This window comes from Methylobacterium sp. WL8 (genome assembly GCF_008040045.1).
Classification (GTDB): domain Bacteria; phylum Pseudomonadota; class Alphaproteobacteria; order Rhizobiales; family Beijerinckiaceae; genus Methylobacterium; species Methylobacterium cerastii.
This window is the reverse complement of record NZ_VRVF01000034.1, coordinates 37,339-51,960: the sequence shown is the minus strand read 5'-3', so window position 1 is coordinate 51,960 and position 14,622 is coordinate 37,339. Positions and strand designations below refer to the sequence as shown.

The following is a 14,622-nucleotide window of genomic DNA, read 5'->3' as shown; positions in this document are numbered from 1 at the left end:
CGGCCGGGCCGGCGAAGATCGCGTTGCCGGGCGAGACGCCGACGACGGTCGCGCCGCGGCGCTCGCTGGCATCGAAGCCGTAGCCGGCGTTGATACCGAAGTAGGCGCCGGTCCAGGTGAACACCGGGACGGGCGTGAACACCGGCGGCGGCGCGCGACGGGGAAGGTCGGCAGCGAAGGCGGAGCCGGCAAGCGCGATGCCGGCGAGGGCGGTGACGCCCCGAAGCATGGATTTCATGGTCTGGTCCTCATTCCATCTGGTGCCGCCGGACTTTTGCCCCGTCCGGCACCGATTGCCCGTCTTTAAGTCAACGGCTCCAAGGATGCTGTTGCATCGCGGTAACGCCGACCGTCCTGAAGACGGCCCCTTTGTGGCGCCCCGCCGTTATCCCTTGGTACCTGAAGCGATAAACACCCTCGAATGGTCAAGGTTCACTTGCGGCCACGCTTTTTTCCCGTCTCAGCGTTGGACAGATTGTCGCATCCCGGGAACCGGCTTCATGGGGTCAGGGCGATGGCGGAGATCAGCCGCCCGTAATCCGCTTCTCCGCGGTGGGTGGTTCGACGATAGCTGTAGAAGCGCTCGGCGTCGGCGTAGGTGCACAGGCCGAGGATCGCGGCTTCGCCGATCTCCGCCTGCTCCAGACGCAGGCGCACGAACCCGGACAGGTCGAATTGCGCGTGGCCGGGGCGCGAACCGTCCGAAAAGAACCGGTCGGACCCCGGCGCCTCGTCGCGGAAGCGCGCCATGAAGTCGGCGCCGACCTCGTAGGCGGCCTGCGAGATCGTCGGGCCGAGGACGGCGACGATCGCTCCGCGCCGGGCGCCGAGCCCTTCCATGGCCGCGACCGTCGCCTCGACCACGCCGGTCAGCGCCCCCTTCCAACCCGCATGGGCGGCGCCAACGACGCCGTTTTCGGGATCGGCGAACAGGATCGGGCCGCAATCGGCCGTCGCGATCCCGAGCGCGAGGCCGGGAACCCGCGTCACCATGGCGTCGGCCTTCGGGCGCTCGTTCATGGGGAACGGCGCCGCGACCACGACGGCCTCAGCGGAATGCACCTGGTAGAGGCTCGCCATCCGATCGGCGGGCAGCCCGAGCTGCGCGCACATCCGCGCCCGGTTCTCGGCGACGGCCTCGGGCCTGTCCTGCGAGCCGAGCCCGCCGTTGAAGGAAGCGTAGAGGCCCTCGGAGACGCCGCCCTGCCGGGTGAAGAACGCGTGGCGGATGCCCGAATGCGAGCTGAGTTCCGGCGCTTCGACGAACATGGCGGCTCCTAGCGAGGGTTGGCACCCGCGATGCGGGATCACGTCGGCCCCGTCGATAACCGAAGGCGGCGAGGCTGACGATGGCTCGCCCGCCGCTTCAGCCCGGCGCGAAGCCCGGCGGAGCGAGCGCGGGATGGGTGATCGCCATCGCCTTGAACAGGCTCCCCATGCCGCCGGGGGCCGGATCGGTGAGGCGTCGCGCCGCCGCCGTGATCGCCTCGGCCTGGGCCGGCGTCGCCCTCGCCGTCAACCGCGCCGCGCGGGCGGGCAGGCCTAGGGAGTCGAGGAAGTCGCGCTGGTCGATCGGGCCGTGGATCGCGGCGCCCGCCTCCGAGGCCGCGCGTGCCAGCGCCGGGAAGTCGACGTGGACCGTGAGGTCGGCCTCGCCCGGCGCATCGAGCGGCCCGACGAAGCGATGCGCCGCCACCGCCTGCAGCGTGTCGCCGAAGCCCGGCTGGGCATGACCGTAATCGATCACCAGAACGGCACCGCCCTGGTCGCGGACGCGTCGCGCCAGGGCACGGGTCAGGTCGAGCGCGAGCGCGGGCAGGGTCATCACGGCGCCCTCAACTGCGACGGCGCCGATCGCGGGGTTCGGGTCCGGTGCGAGCCCGAAGGCGAGCGCACCGTCCGAGACGCCGACCAGCCGCTCGCACCACCCGCGGGCGGTGCGCACGAACTGGCGCACGGGCAGGCAGTCGAAGAACTCGTTGGCGACCACGATGGCCGGGCCGTGCGGCACCGCGGCGACGTCGGCATGCCAGGTCGGCGCGGCGGCCGCGAGCGCCGCCGCCTGCGCCGTCTGCAAGACCGGGCTGGTCTCGACGAGATGGAGGTCGATCGCGGCCGTCGGCGCCACGGTGCGCAGCGCCCGCAGCGCGTCGGCCATCAGTGTGCCGCGGCCGGGGCCGAGCTCGACCAGGCGCAGCGGGGCCGGCGCCCCCATCGCAGCCCAGACCGAGGCGATCCAGATCCCGATCAGCTCGCCGAACATCTGGCTGATCTCGGGGGCGGTGGTGAAGTCGCCGCGCGGGCCCAAGGGGTCGCGGGTGTAGTAGTACCCGTGCACCGGATGCCCGAGGCAAAGCGCCATGTAGCGGTCGATCCCGATCGGGCCGGTCTCGCGGACTAGCGTGGCGATCTCGGCGCCGAGCGGCGTAGCGCTCAAGGCCGCACCGAACCGTCCGGTGCCGGCGCCACGGGAACCGGGGCGGCCTCGGCCGGGTGTCGTGGTCGCGTCACGCCGCGGGCGGCGAGCCCGATGAAGACGAGCCCGACGAGGGCCATCGGGACGCAGAGCAGCATGCCCATGGTCACGCCGCCGCCCAGCGGCCCGAGATGGTCGCCGAACAGGTAGCCGAGTTGGCGGTCCGGCTCGCGGAACAGCTCGCACACGGTCCGCGCGACGGCGTAGCCGAGGACGAAGATGCCGCCGAGAAGGCCCGGCTTCCGGAAGCCGAAGCGGTTCACCGCCAGCGCCATCACAATGAACAGCAGCAACCCCTCGGTCGCGGCCTCGTAGAGCTGGCTCGGGTGGCGCGGCAGCGGGCCGCCGGTGGGGAAGACGACGGCGTAGGCGAAGTCGGGCGCGACCCGGCCCCACAGCTCGCCATTCACGAAGTTGGCGATGCGGCCGAAAAACAGCCCGATCGGCACCACCACGGCGGCGAGGTCGAGCGCCGTGTAGCCGCCGAGCTTGCGCGAGCGCGCGAACAGCAGCATCGCCAGCACCGCCCCGAGGAAGCCGCCGTGGAACGACATGCCGCCATTGCGGATCGCCAGGATCTCCATCGGATCGTCGAGGTACATCGGCAGATTGTAGAACAGCACGTAGCCGATCCGCCCGCCGAGGACGACGCCGAGCGCCACCCAGACGATCATGTCGTCGATGTCCACGGTGGTCGGACGGCGCACCACGCCCCAGTAGCGCTCGGCCATCACGAGGCGGCGCGCATAGAACCACCCGCCGATCAGCCCGGCGATGTAGGCCAGGGCGTACCACTTGATGGTGATCGGCCCGATCGCGACGGCGACCGGGTCGATGGCCGGAAAGGGCAGGGCGAAAAGCATCGGGGCCTCCCGTGGAAACGGCGGCATTGGACGCGGGGGCCGGGGGGCGTCAAGCCCGGGGTGTCGGTCCTGGGTTCGGCTCGCGACTCGATATCAGACGGGCGACGTCCATGCGCCTTGAAAGGTTAGTCGAGTTAGCTAAGATCGCGACGTTTCGCGATGAGAGTTCGCCATGCAGGTCACCGTTCACGCAGCGAAGACTCAGCTGTCCAAGCTGATCGAGGCGGCTTTGCGTGGCGAGGAGGTCATCATCGCCCGCGGAAGCGAGCCCGTCGTACAACTGGTCGCCATCCCGAAGACCACCTTCAAGATCGGGCTCTTGGAAGGTCAGGTCGCAGGTTCGGGTCCCGATTTCTTCGAACCAATGAACACCGAGGAACTCGCCCTGTGGGAGGGTGAGCGTTGAGCGCAAGTCTCCTTCTGGACACGCATACCTGGGCTTGGTCGCTGACGAACGATCGTCGCCTATCGCAGGTGGCACGGCAGAGCATATCTGCCGCTACGACCGTCTATGTGAGTCCGATCACGTTCTTCGAGATCGGTCAGAAGGTCCGCCTCGGCAAATGGCCAGACATGGCCCCCTTCGCCGACAGCCTCGTTGACCTCCTACTGAGGCAGGGCGGAAGATCTGCGTCGCTGACCAGTGATATCTGCCTGATGGCCGGCAGCATGGATTGGCCGCTTCGCGATCCGTTCGACCGTCTCCTGGCGGCAACGGCTTTGATCCACGCGATGCCGCTGGTCTCGGCCGATGCCGTCTTCGACGGCCGCGTCACCCGCATCTGGTGAAACGGGCGATGCGCCGAGCCTCTACTGCGAGCGCCGCCCGAATGAGACCGCGTAGGCCTGGACCCGCGCGTCGATCAACGGGTCGTCCGACACCTCGACTCCGTCGGTGAGGGCGTTCGGAAGATACAGCAGCGCCTTCTCAGCGCTCGCGCTGTCGGCGACGGGCTTGGTCAGCGTCAGGGTGCCCATGTCGACCAACCGGCGCTCCTCGGGCCAGGGCTTGGTCGCGTCGTCGGTCCGGTCGCCGGCCTCGGCGAGCTGGGCTAGCACCTTGTAGGCGACCGGCGCCGTGCCGAGCCGCGTGCGGATCTCGGACATCAGGTAGTCCGGCGCCTGCTTGGCGCCCTCCTCGGCCGCGAGCAGCTCCTCGCCCTCCACCGGCACGATACGGTAGCGGAAGGCCTGCCGCTTGCCGGCCGCGTCGACGAGGACGAAGGCGTTGACGCCGTTGTAGGTCTGACGCGCCAGGCTCGTCGGCGTCCTGGCGGTGGCGCCGGCCTTGCCGGCGGCCGGATGGCTCGCAACGAAGGCCTCGGCCGGCGTCGGCGTCCCGGCATCCTTCCCGCTCTTGGCGATCGCGACGAGCAGGTCGCGGAACTCCTCGCCGGTGGCGACCGGGAAGTATTTCAGGCTGTTGGTGACGACGTCCATCTCGCTGCCGTCGGCCAGCTTGAACTTCAGCGAGAGCCCGTGCGGGTTGGCGTCGGCCGAGCCGTCGGGGATGGTCGGGATGCCGGTCGCGTCCGAGAACCGCCCGGTGACCGGAACAGCGGGGCCGGCGAAGACCGAGGCCTTGCTGAGCCTGGCCGCCTCTGTGCTCGGGGTAAAGCTGCCCTCGACGACCGTGCCCTTGGCGTGGTTCGCCCGCATGCCGGGATGCTGCCCCCACAGTTTGTTCATCGCGTCGACGGTCTGCTCGGCGGTGGTGGCCTCTTCGGCGGATGTCGGTGCGACGGCCAAGCCGGCGAGCACGACGCCGCCGATTACGACGTGGCGGAGGAGCGGGAAACGGGTCATGCGGGTCTCCGGGCCGAGGCGGCCGCCACCTGGGACAGGGCCGGCGGAGCACGGCACATGCCACGATCTGCAGTTGCAGTGAAGAACCCGATTGCGCACAACGGACGAGGGTGGTTACCGGTCCGACGCGCCGCCCGCGCCGCCCGCGCTGCCGACGACCCGGAGCCCGTGCCCGTCCGGACCCTCGGCGTAGGCACTGCGTCCGTCGGCCGACAGGCGGACCCGGTAGCCCGCCCGCCGGATCGCTTCCGTGGTGGCGGTGACGTCGTCGGCTTCGAACACGAGCCGCGTCGTCGCCGGGTCGCGCGGGCCGTAGGGGGCCGGCGTCGGCCGCTTCGTGTCGGGCCGACGGTAATGCAGGAGTTCCAGGTGCGGCGTGACGCAGACCGGCGGTTCGAGGCCGACGACATCGACGACGGGATCGGGAACACCGTCGAGGCGCGCCTGGGTCTCGCCCGCGTTCAGCCCGCGCCCGGCCACGCGTAACCCGAGCAGGTCGGCATAGAAGCCCAACGCGCGATCGAGGTTCGTCACGGTGATCGCCGAATGGTCGATGCCGAGGAACAGGCCCGGCGCCGTCCGCCATCGCTCCGCGGCCGGGCCGCCGGGGAAGGCGATCAGTTCGAGGGGATGCCCGTCGGGGTCGCGGAACTTGTAGGCGGTGACGCCGCCCGAACTCTCGGGCAGCACCTGCGGCCCGCCGTGGCTGATGGACTGCGGCGACAGTCGCAGGAGTTGCGCGTGGGCGGCCTCCATCGCACGCACGGGGATCGCGAGATGCTGGAACACCGGATCGTTCGCGAGCGGCACATCCGGGTAAGGCGCACCCGGCGGGTCGAAGGCCAGGAACGCCACGAACTGTGCGCCGAGCCGCATCGTCAGGCGCGCGGCCACGGCGCCGTCTGAGCCGTAAGCGTCGGCGATTGCCGCCGGCAGCGGCTCGATCGACCCGACCTGCGCAAACCCGAGCCCGTCGCGGTAGAACGCTTCCGTCCGCGCAAGGTCCGCAACGGTGCGCTCAAAGCCGGTGATCCCTCGGATGCCCGCGCTCACAGGAGGCGCGCCCCGCGCCGGTTGGTGTAGATCGCATACAGCGTGTGCGAGGCGCAGAGGAACAGGCGGCTGCGGTTGCGCCCGCCGAAGGCGAGGTTCGAGACCGTCGCCGGCACCAGGATCTTGCCGACACGCTCGCCGTGCGGATCGATGCAATGCACGCCGTCGCCGGCGCTCGACCAGAGGAAGCCGTCCTCGTCGAAGCGGAAGCCGTCGGCGAAGCCCGGCTCGACGGTATGGAAGAGTCCGCCGCCCGAGAGCGACCCGTCCTGCGCGACGTCGAAGACGCGGATGAACCGCTTCGTGTCGTCGGCGAATTGCAGCCCGCTCTCGGCGACGTAGAGCCTGGTCTCGTCGGGCGAGAAGGCGAGGCCGTTCGGCCCGTCGAAGTCGTCGGCGACCACGTCGAGCGAGCCGTCGCGCGGGTCGAAGCGGTAGAGTGCGGCGGGAAGCTCCGCCTCCTGCTTGCCGCCCTCGTAGTCGGTCTGGATGCCGTAGGGCGGGTCGCTGAACCAGATCGTCCCGTCGGACTTGCAGACGATGTCGTTCGGCGAGTTCAGCCGGCGCCCCCGATAGCGCTCGACCAAGACGGAGATCGTGCCGTCGTGTTCGGTGCGGGTGATCCGGCGGTCGCGGTGCGAGCACGAGAGCAGGCGCCCCTCGCGGTCGCGGGCGTGCCCGTTCTCGAAGCCGGTGCCCGAACGGTACACCGACACGCCGCCGGATTCGCTCCAGCGCATCACCCGGTCGTTGGGCAGGTCCGAGAACAGCAGCTCGTCGCGGTCGCCGAACCAGACCGGCCCCTCGCACCAGCGGAAGCCTTCGGCGAGCGTCTCCAGCGGCGCGTTCGGCAGCACGAAGGCCTTGAACCGCGGCTGCGTGACCTCGAAACCATCCATCGCCGCCAAACCTATTTGAAGCGTCCGGGCTGGTTCACGGTCGGCGTCACGTCGAGGCCGGTGACGATCATCGTGCACGGCTCGGTCCCGACCGTGCCGGAAAGGTGGCCCTTCCGTCCGTCGCGCGCCCTGGTGTTCTGGTCCTCGCCCATCATCAGCTCGCCCGGCCCCATCTCGACGCGGGTGCCGTCCATGGTCTCGACGAACCAGCGACCCGACAGGATCGCGATCCATTGCGGCCGCGGGTTCTCGTGCCACTGCCCGACCCAGCCGACCGGCAGCACCGTGAAGGTGACGTTGGCCTTCGACGGCTCCTGCTTGTCGTTCCATTGCGGCGCAGTCTGCGGCTCGATGCCTTCGAACGTGAAGTCCGAAAGCGCGAAGCGCTCCTGCCGGCTGACACCCTCGGCGTCGGTGTAGACGTGCCAGTAGGGCATCGTGGGCGGCGGACCGCCGTTCTGTTGATCGGCCATGTCGGTTTCCCTATCGGAGTGTACAAGCGCGCGGGTCGTCAACGGTCGGCGGCGGACACGGCCGGGGCGGCCTGCGGACCGCTCGAGAGCGGGTGGGCGACCACCTGCGAGGCCGGCGCATAGGCGCCGCCGACCACCACCAGTAGAAGCCCGCCCACGAGTCCGAAGTTCTTGAAGAAGTCCCAGACATGGGAGCGGCCCTCGCCGTCCTTCGACCAGAAGCCCGGGAAGCGCCAGAACGGGTGGTACATCAGCGCGGTGACCGCACAGAAGCCGGCGAGCACGAAGGCCGCCGCGCGGTCGAAAACGCCGACGACGATCAGCACCGGCGTCACCGCCTCGACGAGGATGCCGAGCACGAGCAGCAGCGCCGGGAAGGGCAGGGGGCCTGAGCGTGCCTGCCCCATCGCCTCGTCCCAGTGCGCGACCTTGTCGTAGGCGCTGAGCGGAAACATGAAGACGAGGCAGACCTTCGCCAGCAGCGGCAAAGCCACGAGATCGAACCACATCATCGGGCGCCTGGGGTGACGGGCATTGAGGGATCCAAGCAGGGACACGGGAAGGGCGGCATCGGGTTTCGTGGGGCCAACGCCGCTCGCCCGCCGCAGTTGCCCGGCCGGATGCGCGAGGCGGGCCCGTTTGCTGCATCGCAGCGCGCACGATGCCGTGACCGGCCGACCCGGAACGCCGCCTGCCTTGTGCCGTTGGCCGGCGAACGCGTTCTCTCGAGCATACCGCAGTGCGAGGCCGACCGATGCGAGAAGACCATTACGACGTCATCGTGATCGGCTCGGGCCCCGGCGGCGGCTCCCTGACGTCGCGGCTGGCGAAGACCGGCAAGCGCATCCTGCTGCTGGAGCGCGGCGACTACCTTCCGCGCTCGCAGGACAACTGGTCGTCCAAGACCGTCTTCGTCGACGGCGCCTACCAGGCGAAGGAGACCTGGTACGGCGGCGACGGGCGCACCTTCAGCCCGGCGCTGCACTACTATGTCGGCGGCAACTCGAAGGTCTACGGCGCGGCCCTGTTCCGGATGCGCGAGCGCGACTTCGGCGAGGTCCGCCACGTGGACGGCCTCTCGCCGGCCTGGCCGGTCTCCTACGCAGAATTCGAACCGTACTACGCGCAGGCCGAGGCGCTGTTCGCGGTGCACGGCCAGCGCGGCGAGGACCCGAACGAGCCGTGGTCGAGCGCCCCCTACGACCACCCCCCCGTCAGCCACGAGCCGCGCATCCAGAAGCTCTCGGACGATTGGGGCAAGCTCGGCCTCAACCCGTTCCACTTGCCCCTCGGGATCAAGCTCGACGAGCGCGACGGCAAGCCGACCCCGACGAGCATCTGCATCCGCTGCGACGCCTTCGACGGGTTCCCGTGCCTGCTCAACGGCAAGGCCGACGCGCAGGTGATGACCGTCGACCCGACGCTGGCCCGGCACGACAACGTCACCCTGCTCGTCAACGCCTACGTCTCGACGCTCGAGACCGACCCGTCCGGCCGCACGGTGAGCGCGGTCAACGTCACCCGCGAGGGGAGGGCGGAGCGCTACTCGGCGGACGTGGTCGTGGTCGCCTGCGGCGCGCTCTCCTCGGCGCTGCTGCTGCTGCGCTCGGCCAATTCGGCCCATCCGAACGGGCTCGCCAACGGGTCGGACCAGGTCGGGCGCAACTACATGCGCCACACCATGTCGGTGCTGATGGCGCTCTCGAAGGAGGTCAACGACACCGTCTTCCAGAAGACGCTCGCGGTCTCGGACTTCTACTTCGAGTCGAAGGACTGGGAGTTCCCGATGGGGCTGATCCAGATGTGCGCCAAGACGCATCCGGAACAGATCCGCGGCGAAGAGTTCCCGAAATGGACCGGCTTCCTGCCCGACGCCCCCTTCGACATGGTGGCTCGCCACTCCATGGATTTCTGGCTGCAGAGCGAGGACCTGCCGCACCCCGACAACCGGGTGATGCTCGGCCATGACGGCCGGGTCGTCCTCGACGTGCGCGAGACCAACCGCAAGGCGCACGACCGCCTGCGCGGCAAGCTCGAGGACCTGCTCCGGCCCGGCGGCCTCTACACCTACCTGTTCGAGCGCTCGCTCTACCTCGGCAAGGACATCCCCTTAAGCGGTACCGCGCACCAGGCCGGCACGCTGCGCTTCGGCACAGACCCGAAGGCGTCGGTGCTCGACCTGAATTGCAAGGCGCACGAGCTCGACAACCTCTACGTCACCGACGCGAGCTTCTTCCCGTCGATCGGCGCGGTGAACCCGACGTTGACGATCATCGCCAACGCGCTGCGCGTCGCCGACCACATCGCCGAGCGGCTGGGGTGACCCGCTACTCTCAAACCGCTCCGGCGCGGCGGGCGCGGCGCTAAACCGACGGCACCAAGCCGTCACGCCCGGCGTGGCATCCGGAACGGCAGCATCAGCCGCACCAGCGGGTTGCGGAATCGGTCGAGCGACAGGCTCTCGTGGACAGGGCGCACCGCCTCGCCAGCAAGGCGCGCCGAGAGCAGCGAACGGGAATAGAACGGCGTGTCTTCGAAGGTCCGCACCACCTCGGCCCGCCCGTCGTCGCTGCGGGTCTCCCGCGGCACGCGCCAGAACCGCGTCGCGGGCAGGGCGGCGGCGAGTGGCGGGCGGATGTCGCGGCGGGTGCCGTCGCGGTCGAAGCGGAGCGAGAGGTTCTGGCCCGAGCCATCGCGGCGGCGGACGTCGTAGAGGATTGCCGCGCCGTCGCTGAGGTCGGCCCGGCACCAGGTCCAGCTCGTGAAGGCGTCGGCCAGCGGCGTGTCGCCGTGGTTGGTGTCGAAGTAGGCGGTGCCGGACCAGCGCATCGCGGGCGCATCGAGGGCGACCTCGACGGGCGAGGACGGCGCCATCGGCCACCAGCGATGCGCGCCGTGCGCGTCGAGGGTGAAGGGGCCAGGCGTGATCCCGGCGGGATAGAGCTTGACCGTGCCGCGCACCCGGGAGGGGATCGGCGCCGTGGTCTCGTCGAGGGTGATGGTCAGCGCCGTGCCGTCCCAGGCCATGCCGCTCGGCCCGATGCGGATGCTGTTCGCGTCGCGCGACAGGGACTTGCTGCCGCGCTCGGTCATGCAGAAGCGGTTCTCGCGCGCGCCGTAGAGGACGACGTTGACGGCGCAGTGCTCGAACGGGTTCCGCGTGGCGTCCCAGGCGTAGTACGGCGAGAACACGCTGCCGATGAAGGCGATGATGGTCAGCCCCTGGCTGCCGTCCGCGCTCAGGGCGTCGACGTACCACCAGACGTAGCCGTCGCGGGCGACCGGCGTGTCGAAACGGGGCGCGCCGCCCGCCTGTCCGCCAGCAGCGTGTCCGCCGCGATCCGCCCCGACTGCGCCGCCATCGGCACCCCCGGCCCCGGGTGCACGCTGCCCCCCGCCAAGTACAGGCCCGGGAGCCGCGTCCGTGCGCCCATCCGCTTGAACGTCGCGCTCCAGCCGTGCGAGGCCCGGCCGTAGAGCGCGCCCCCCGTCGCCGGGAACAGCGTCGCGAAGCCGGCCGGCGTAGTGGTCGCCGTCTCGGCCGCCGCGATCGTCAGGCCGCACGCCGCCAGCCGTGCCCGCATCGTCGTCTCGCATGCGTCGATCTCCGGTTTCGTGAAGGGCCGCTCGCCCACGGCCGGCGCGTTGACGAGGCAGAGCAGGCGCTCCGGCCCGTCCGGCGCCGCGTCGCCGACCCTGTCCTGCGCGCAGACGTAGGTGGTCGGGTCCGCCGGCAGCCGCCCGCGGCGGATCGCGTCGAACTCCCCCCGGTAGTCGTTCGAGAAGAATACGGTGTGGTGCGCCAGCGGGAAGCCCGCGGTGCGGGCGTTCAGGCAGAAGGTCACCGCCGAGAGCGAGCGCTCGGCCGGGGGCACCGGGTCGGCGGCGCCGACCGCCTCCGGCCCGAGCAGCCCCGCGGCCAGAGCCGAGACGTCGCCGTTCATCACCACGGCGTCGGCGGCGATCCGTTCGCCGCCGACGAGCATGACGCCCGAGACGGCGCCCCCCGAGACCAGGATGCGCTCGACCCGGGCGCCGGTGCGGAGGGTCGCGCCGCGCTCGGACGCGAGCTCGGCGATCGCGGCGGCGAGCCGGCTCAAGCCTCCCGCGATCGACCAAACGCCCGCCTGCTCGACATGGGCGACGAGCATCAGCGTGGCCGGCGCCTGATACGGCGACGAGCCGCAATAGGTCGCGTAGCGGGCAAACAGCTGCCGCAGCCGCGGGTCGCGAAAATAGTCGCCGAGCGCGCCCCACAAGGTGGCGAAGGGCTGGATCCGCCAGAGGTCGCCCAGGCCCGACAGGCCGGCGCGGCGGGCGAGGTCCACCGGACCCGGCCGGGCGCCGCGGATGAACGGCGCGTCGAGGGTGCGGAAGACCTGCTCGCTGCGCGCGCAGAAACGGCGATAGCCGTCGGCCTCGCGCGGCCCGGCGAAGTCGGCGATGGCGTCGGCGGCGGCGTCGATGTCGGCGAACAGGTCGAGGCGCTCGGTCGCGCTCCAGGCGTGGCGGGCGAGGGTGCGCGCGGGCGCGAGCGCGACGCGGCTGCCGAGCTCCGCGCCGGCTTCCGCGAAGATCTCGTCGAGGATCCAGCGCATGGTGAAGACGGTGGGCCCGGCCTCGATCCGGGTCCCGCCGACGGCGACGCTGCGCATCTTGCCGCCGGGCGCGTCGGCCGCCTCGAGCAGCGTCACGTCGCATCCGGCGCAGGCGAGCCGCAAAGCGGCGACGAGCCCGCCGATGCCGCCCCCGATCACCACGACCCGCTCGATCGCCATCGTTCCTCCGCGGCGCTGACAATCCGGCATTGATCTCCGGAGCCGCAAGTGTCAATCATGGATGACACTTGAGAAAGTCAACGCAAATTGACACGGGAGGTCACGGTGGACGCAGGCCAGCGCATCGAACGGACCCTGGACATCGCCGTCGCCTACGCGGAAGCGCCGGGCGCACCACCGCGGCTCGCGGAGGCGATCCGCTATGCGGTGTTCCCAGGGGGCCACCGCATCCGACCGCGGCTCTGCCTCGCGGTGGCCGCCGCCTGCGGCGACGACGACCCGCAGGGGGCCGAAGCCGCAGCCGCCGCGATCGAGCTGCTGCACTGCGCGTCCCTCGTCCACGACGACCTGCCCTGCTTCGACGACGCCGAGACGCGTCGGAAGAAGCCCGCCGTCCACGTCGCCTTCGGCGAGCCGCTGGCGGTGCTCACCGGCGACGCGCTGATCGTGCTGGCGTTCGAGACGCTGGCCCGCGGTGCAGCCAAGCGCCCGCAGCGGCTGGCCGCGCTGGTCGGGCTCGTCGCCCGCGCCGTCGGCTCGCCGGCCGGCATCGTCGCGGGGCAGGCCTGGGAGTCGGAGGCCGAGGTCGCGCTGTCGAACTACCAGCAGGCCAAGACCGGCGCCTTGTTCGCCGCCGCCACCGTGGCGGGCGCGGCCGCCGCGGGCGCCACGCCGCTGCCCTGGCGGCTTCTCGGGGAATGCCTCGGCGAGGCCTATCAGGTCGCCGACGACCTGCGCGACGTCGCCTGCCGCCAGGAGGAGATCGGCAAGCCGGCCGGCCGCGACGCCACCCTCGGGCGCCCGAACGCCGCCCTGCTCCTCGGCCGCGGCGGCGCGCTCGATCGCCTGAAGCGCCTCTCGGCCGAGGCGATCGAGGTGATCCCGACTTGCCCCGGCGCCGACGCGCTCCGTGCCGAGATCGCCGCACAGACCCGGCTATTCCTGCCCGCGAGCCTCGCCCACGAATTCGCCTGAGGCGGGGTTTTCCATGCTGTCGGAGGTGGATGCCGGTCCGGTCGCGGGTCCCCTCGTCCAAGGGGAGAGGGACAGTGTGAGGGGCGTCACCTTTCCGGACAACGCACGCTCCTCACTCCAGCCCTCTCCCCCTGGGAGAGTGCACGCACGCGGCCCGCGCCCCACCCTTCGCGAGCGCTTTCGCGCGTTCCGCATCGCCCGGGTGGCGAGCCCGGCGTTCCAGCGCTGGGCCGCCGGGTTTCCCCTGACGCGGCGCATCGCGCAGCGGAACACGCGGGCGCTGTTCGACCTGTGCGCCGGGTTCACCTACTCGCAGGTGCTGTTCGCCTGCGTCCGCCTCGACCTGTTCCACACGCTGCGACCCGGCCCGCTCCCGACCGCGGTCCTGGCCGAGCGTTTCCGCCTCGCGCCGGAGCGGGCGGAGCGTCTGTTGAAGGCCGCCGCCTCCCTCGACCTGATCGCCCGCCTGCCCGACGGGCGCTGGGCGCTGGCCGACCTCGGGGCGGCGCTGATCGGCAACCCCTCGGTGGCGGCGATGATCGAGCATCATGCCATGCTCTACGCCGACCTCGCCGACCCGGTGGCGCTGCTGCGCGGCGAGACGGGGCCGACGCGTCTTTCCGGCTACTGGCCTTACGCGATGGCCGCCGAGCCCGACGCCGCGGAGGCTGACGCGGTGGCCGGCTACAGCCGTCTGATGGCGGCCTCGCAGGCGCTCATCGCCGAGGACGTGTTGGACGCCTATTCGCTCGCCTCGCACGCCTGCCTGATGGATGTCGGCGGCGGGGAGGGCGCCTTCGTCACGGCCGCCGCCGCCCGCCACCCCGGCTTGCGCCTAATGCTGTTCGATCTGCCGGCCGTCGCCGCGCGGGCAGAGGCGCGGCTCGGGGCCGCCGGCCTCACGGTCGCCTGCCGCGGCGGCAGCTTCTTCTCCGATCCCCTGCCGCGGGGCGCCGACGCGATCTCGCTGGTGCGGATCGTCCACGACCACGACGACGCCCGCGTCGCGGTGCTGCTGCGCGCGGCCCACGACGCGCTGCCGTCCGGCGGCACGCTTTTGGTGGCCGAGCCGCTGGCTGGGACACCGGGGGCCGAGCCCATCAGCGACGCGTATTTCGGCTTCTACCTGCTGGCGATGGGCAGCGGCCGCGCCCGCACCGCCGAGGAGTTGTCGGCGATGCTTCGCGCCGCGGGCTTCGCCGAAATCCGAAGTGTGAAGACTCGCCGTCCCCTGCTGACACGCCTGATCGTGGCCCGCAAATCGGCAAAAGTGTAAATTTGACTTGACGCTTTGTGTTG

General features: G+C 71.0%; 15 protein-coding genes and 1 pseudogene. 5 read left to right on the top strand and 11 right to left on the bottom strand.

The features are described from left to right. From FV234_RS13940 to lgt, 4 genes and pseudogenes are all read right to left on the bottom strand, one after another. Nucleotides 1-238 (bottom strand): annotated as a pseudogene (locus FV234_RS13940) (porin family protein); the annotation flags it as partial. A 260-nt stretch (nt 239-498) separates the two neighbouring features. After that, nucleotides 499-1,269, bottom strand: a complete 771-nt coding sequence (gene pgeF / locus FV234_RS13935) for a peptidoglycan editing factor PgeF (RefSeq protein WP_147829830.1) — start codon at nt 1,267-1,269, stop codon at nt 499-501. A gap of 97 nt (nt 1,270-1,366) precedes the next feature. Continuing rightward, entirely contained in the window at nt 1,367-2,437 is a 1,071-nt protein-coding gene (locus tag FV234_RS13930) for an SAM-dependent methyltransferase (protein ID WP_147751135.1), read from the bottom strand. Then, a complete protein-coding gene (gene lgt / locus FV234_RS13925; RefSeq protein ID WP_147829828.1) occupies nt 2,434-3,339 on the bottom strand; it encodes a prolipoprotein diacylglyceryl transferase in 906 nt (301 codons plus the stop codon). Before lgt ends, FV234_RS13930 begins: the two co-directional genes overlap by 4 nt. 172 nt (nt 3,340-3,511) lie before the next feature. On the opposite strand from lgt, the gene FV234_RS13920 reads away from it, so the two are divergent. Together FV234_RS13920 and FV234_RS13915 are read left to right on the top strand one after the other, a co-directional pair. After that, nucleotides 3,512-3,745 (top strand): type II toxin-antitoxin system Phd/YefM family antitoxin, encoded by a 234-nt coding sequence (locus FV234_RS13920; RefSeq protein ID WP_147751137.1) that lies wholly within the window; start codon nt 3,512-3,514, stop codon nt 3,743-3,745. After that, a complete protein-coding gene (locus FV234_RS13915) occupies nt 3,742-4,128 on the top strand; it encodes a type II toxin-antitoxin system VapC family toxin (RefSeq protein WP_147751138.1) in 387 nt (128 codons plus the stop codon). Before FV234_RS13920 ends, FV234_RS13915 begins: the two co-directional genes overlap by 4 nt. 21 nt (nt 4,129-4,149) lie before the next feature. Here the strand turns inward: FV234_RS13915 and FV234_RS13910 are convergent, their stop codons facing one another. From FV234_RS13910 to FV234_RS13890, 5 genes are all read right to left on the bottom strand, one after another. Then, nucleotides 4,150-5,145 (bottom strand): catalase family peroxidase, encoded by a 996-nt coding sequence (locus tag FV234_RS13910; protein ID WP_147751139.1) that lies wholly within the window; start codon nt 5,143-5,145, stop codon nt 4,150-4,152. A gap of 114 nt (nt 5,146-5,259) precedes the next feature. Beyond that, on the bottom strand, nt 5,260-6,198 hold the full coding sequence (locus FV234_RS13905) for a VOC family protein (RefSeq protein ID WP_147829826.1): 939 nt from the start codon (nt 6,196-6,198) through the stop codon (nt 5,260-5,262). After that, entirely contained in the window at nt 6,195-7,097 is a 903-nt protein-coding gene (locus FV234_RS13900; protein WP_147829824.1) for an SMP-30/gluconolactonase/LRE family protein, read from the bottom strand. The genes FV234_RS13905 and FV234_RS13900 overlap by 4 nt, the downstream gene beginning before the upstream one ends. An 11-nt stretch (nt 7,098-7,108) precedes the next feature. Further along, entirely contained in the window at nt 7,109-7,570 is a 462-nt protein-coding gene (locus FV234_RS13895; RefSeq protein ID WP_147751142.1) for a cupin domain-containing protein, read from the bottom strand. 38 nt (nt 7,571-7,608) lie between these two features. Then, nucleotides 7,609-8,082, bottom strand: coding sequence for a DoxX family protein (locus FV234_RS13890; protein ID WP_246686195.1), 474 nt, complete (start codon nt 8,080-8,082; stop codon nt 7,609-7,611). Between the two features lie 242 nt (nt 8,083-8,324). Between FV234_RS13890 and FV234_RS13885 the strand changes: the two genes are divergently transcribed. Beyond that, nucleotides 8,325-9,893: a GMC family oxidoreductase gene (locus tag FV234_RS13885; protein ID WP_147751143.1), complete on the top strand. Its 1,569-nt coding sequence runs from the start codon at nt 8,325-8,327 to the stop codon at nt 9,891-9,893. Nucleotides 9,894-9,955: 62 nt separating this feature from the next. Here the strand turns inward: FV234_RS13885 and FV234_RS13880 are convergent, their stop codons facing one another. Further along, nucleotides 9,956-10,813: a carotenoid 1,2-hydratase gene (locus tag FV234_RS13880; protein WP_147751173.1), complete on the bottom strand. Its 858-nt coding sequence runs from the start codon at nt 10,811-10,813 to the stop codon at nt 9,956-9,958. Continuing rightward, nucleotides 10,810-12,348 carry a 1-hydroxycarotenoid 3,4-desaturase CrtD gene (gene crtD / locus FV234_RS13875; protein ID WP_147829822.1) on the bottom strand — a complete coding sequence of 513 codons (1,539 nt, stop codon included), beginning with the start codon at nt 12,346-12,348 and terminating at the stop codon, nt 10,810-10,812. Before crtD ends, FV234_RS13880 begins: the two co-directional genes overlap by 4 nt. A gap of 105 nt (nt 12,349-12,453) precedes the next feature. Here crtD and FV234_RS13870 point away from each other — a divergent pair, with 105 nt between their 5' ends. Then, nucleotides 12,454-13,323: a polyprenyl synthetase family protein gene (locus FV234_RS13870; protein ID WP_147751145.1), complete on the top strand. Its 870-nt coding sequence runs from the start codon at nt 12,454-12,456 to the stop codon at nt 13,321-13,323. A gap of 139 nt (nt 13,324-13,462) precedes the next feature. Beyond that, nucleotides 13,463-14,599, top strand: coding sequence for an acetylserotonin O-methyltransferase (locus tag FV234_RS13865; RefSeq protein WP_246686194.1), 1,137 nt, complete (start codon nt 13,463-13,465; stop codon nt 14,597-14,599). The last annotated feature ends 23 nt before the right edge of the window (nt 14,600-14,622 follow it).

Excerpts from the sequence above, each read along its gene's own strand:
- FV234_RS13885 (WP_147751143.1), top strand. The coding sequence starts at position 8,325 with ATGCGAGAAGACCATTACGACGTCATCGTGATCGGCTCGGGCCCCGGC.
- FV234_RS13910 (WP_147751139.1), bottom strand. The coding sequence starts at position 5,145 with ATGACCCGTTTCCCGCTCCTCCGCCACGTCGTAATCGGCGGCGTCGTG.
- crtD (WP_147829822.1), bottom strand. The coding sequence starts at position 12,348 with ATGGCGATCGAGCGGGTCGTGGTGATCGGGGGCGGCATCGGCGGGCTC.
- FV234_RS13920 (WP_147751137.1), top strand. The coding sequence starts at position 3,512 with ATGCAGGTCACCGTTCACGCAGCGAAGACTCAGCTGTCCAAGCTGATC.
- lgt (WP_147829828.1), bottom strand. The coding sequence starts at position 3,339 with ATGCTTTTCGCCCTGCCCTTTCCGGCCATCGACCCGGTCGCCGTCGCG.
- FV234_RS13895 (WP_147751142.1), bottom strand. The coding sequence starts at position 7,570 with ATGGCCGATCAACAGAACGGCGGTCCGCCGCCCACGATGCCCTACTGG.
- pgeF (WP_147829830.1), bottom strand. The coding sequence starts at position 1,269 with ATGTTCGTCGAAGCGCCGGAACTCAGCTCGCATTCGGGCATCCGCCAC.
- FV234_RS13900 (WP_147829824.1), bottom strand. The coding sequence starts at position 7,097 with ATGGATGGTTTCGAGGTCACGCAGCCGCGGTTCAAGGCCTTCGTGCTG.
- FV234_RS13890 (WP_246686195.1), bottom strand. The coding sequence starts at position 8,082 with ATGATGTGGTTCGATCTCGTGGCTTTGCCGCTGCTGGCGAAGGTCTGC.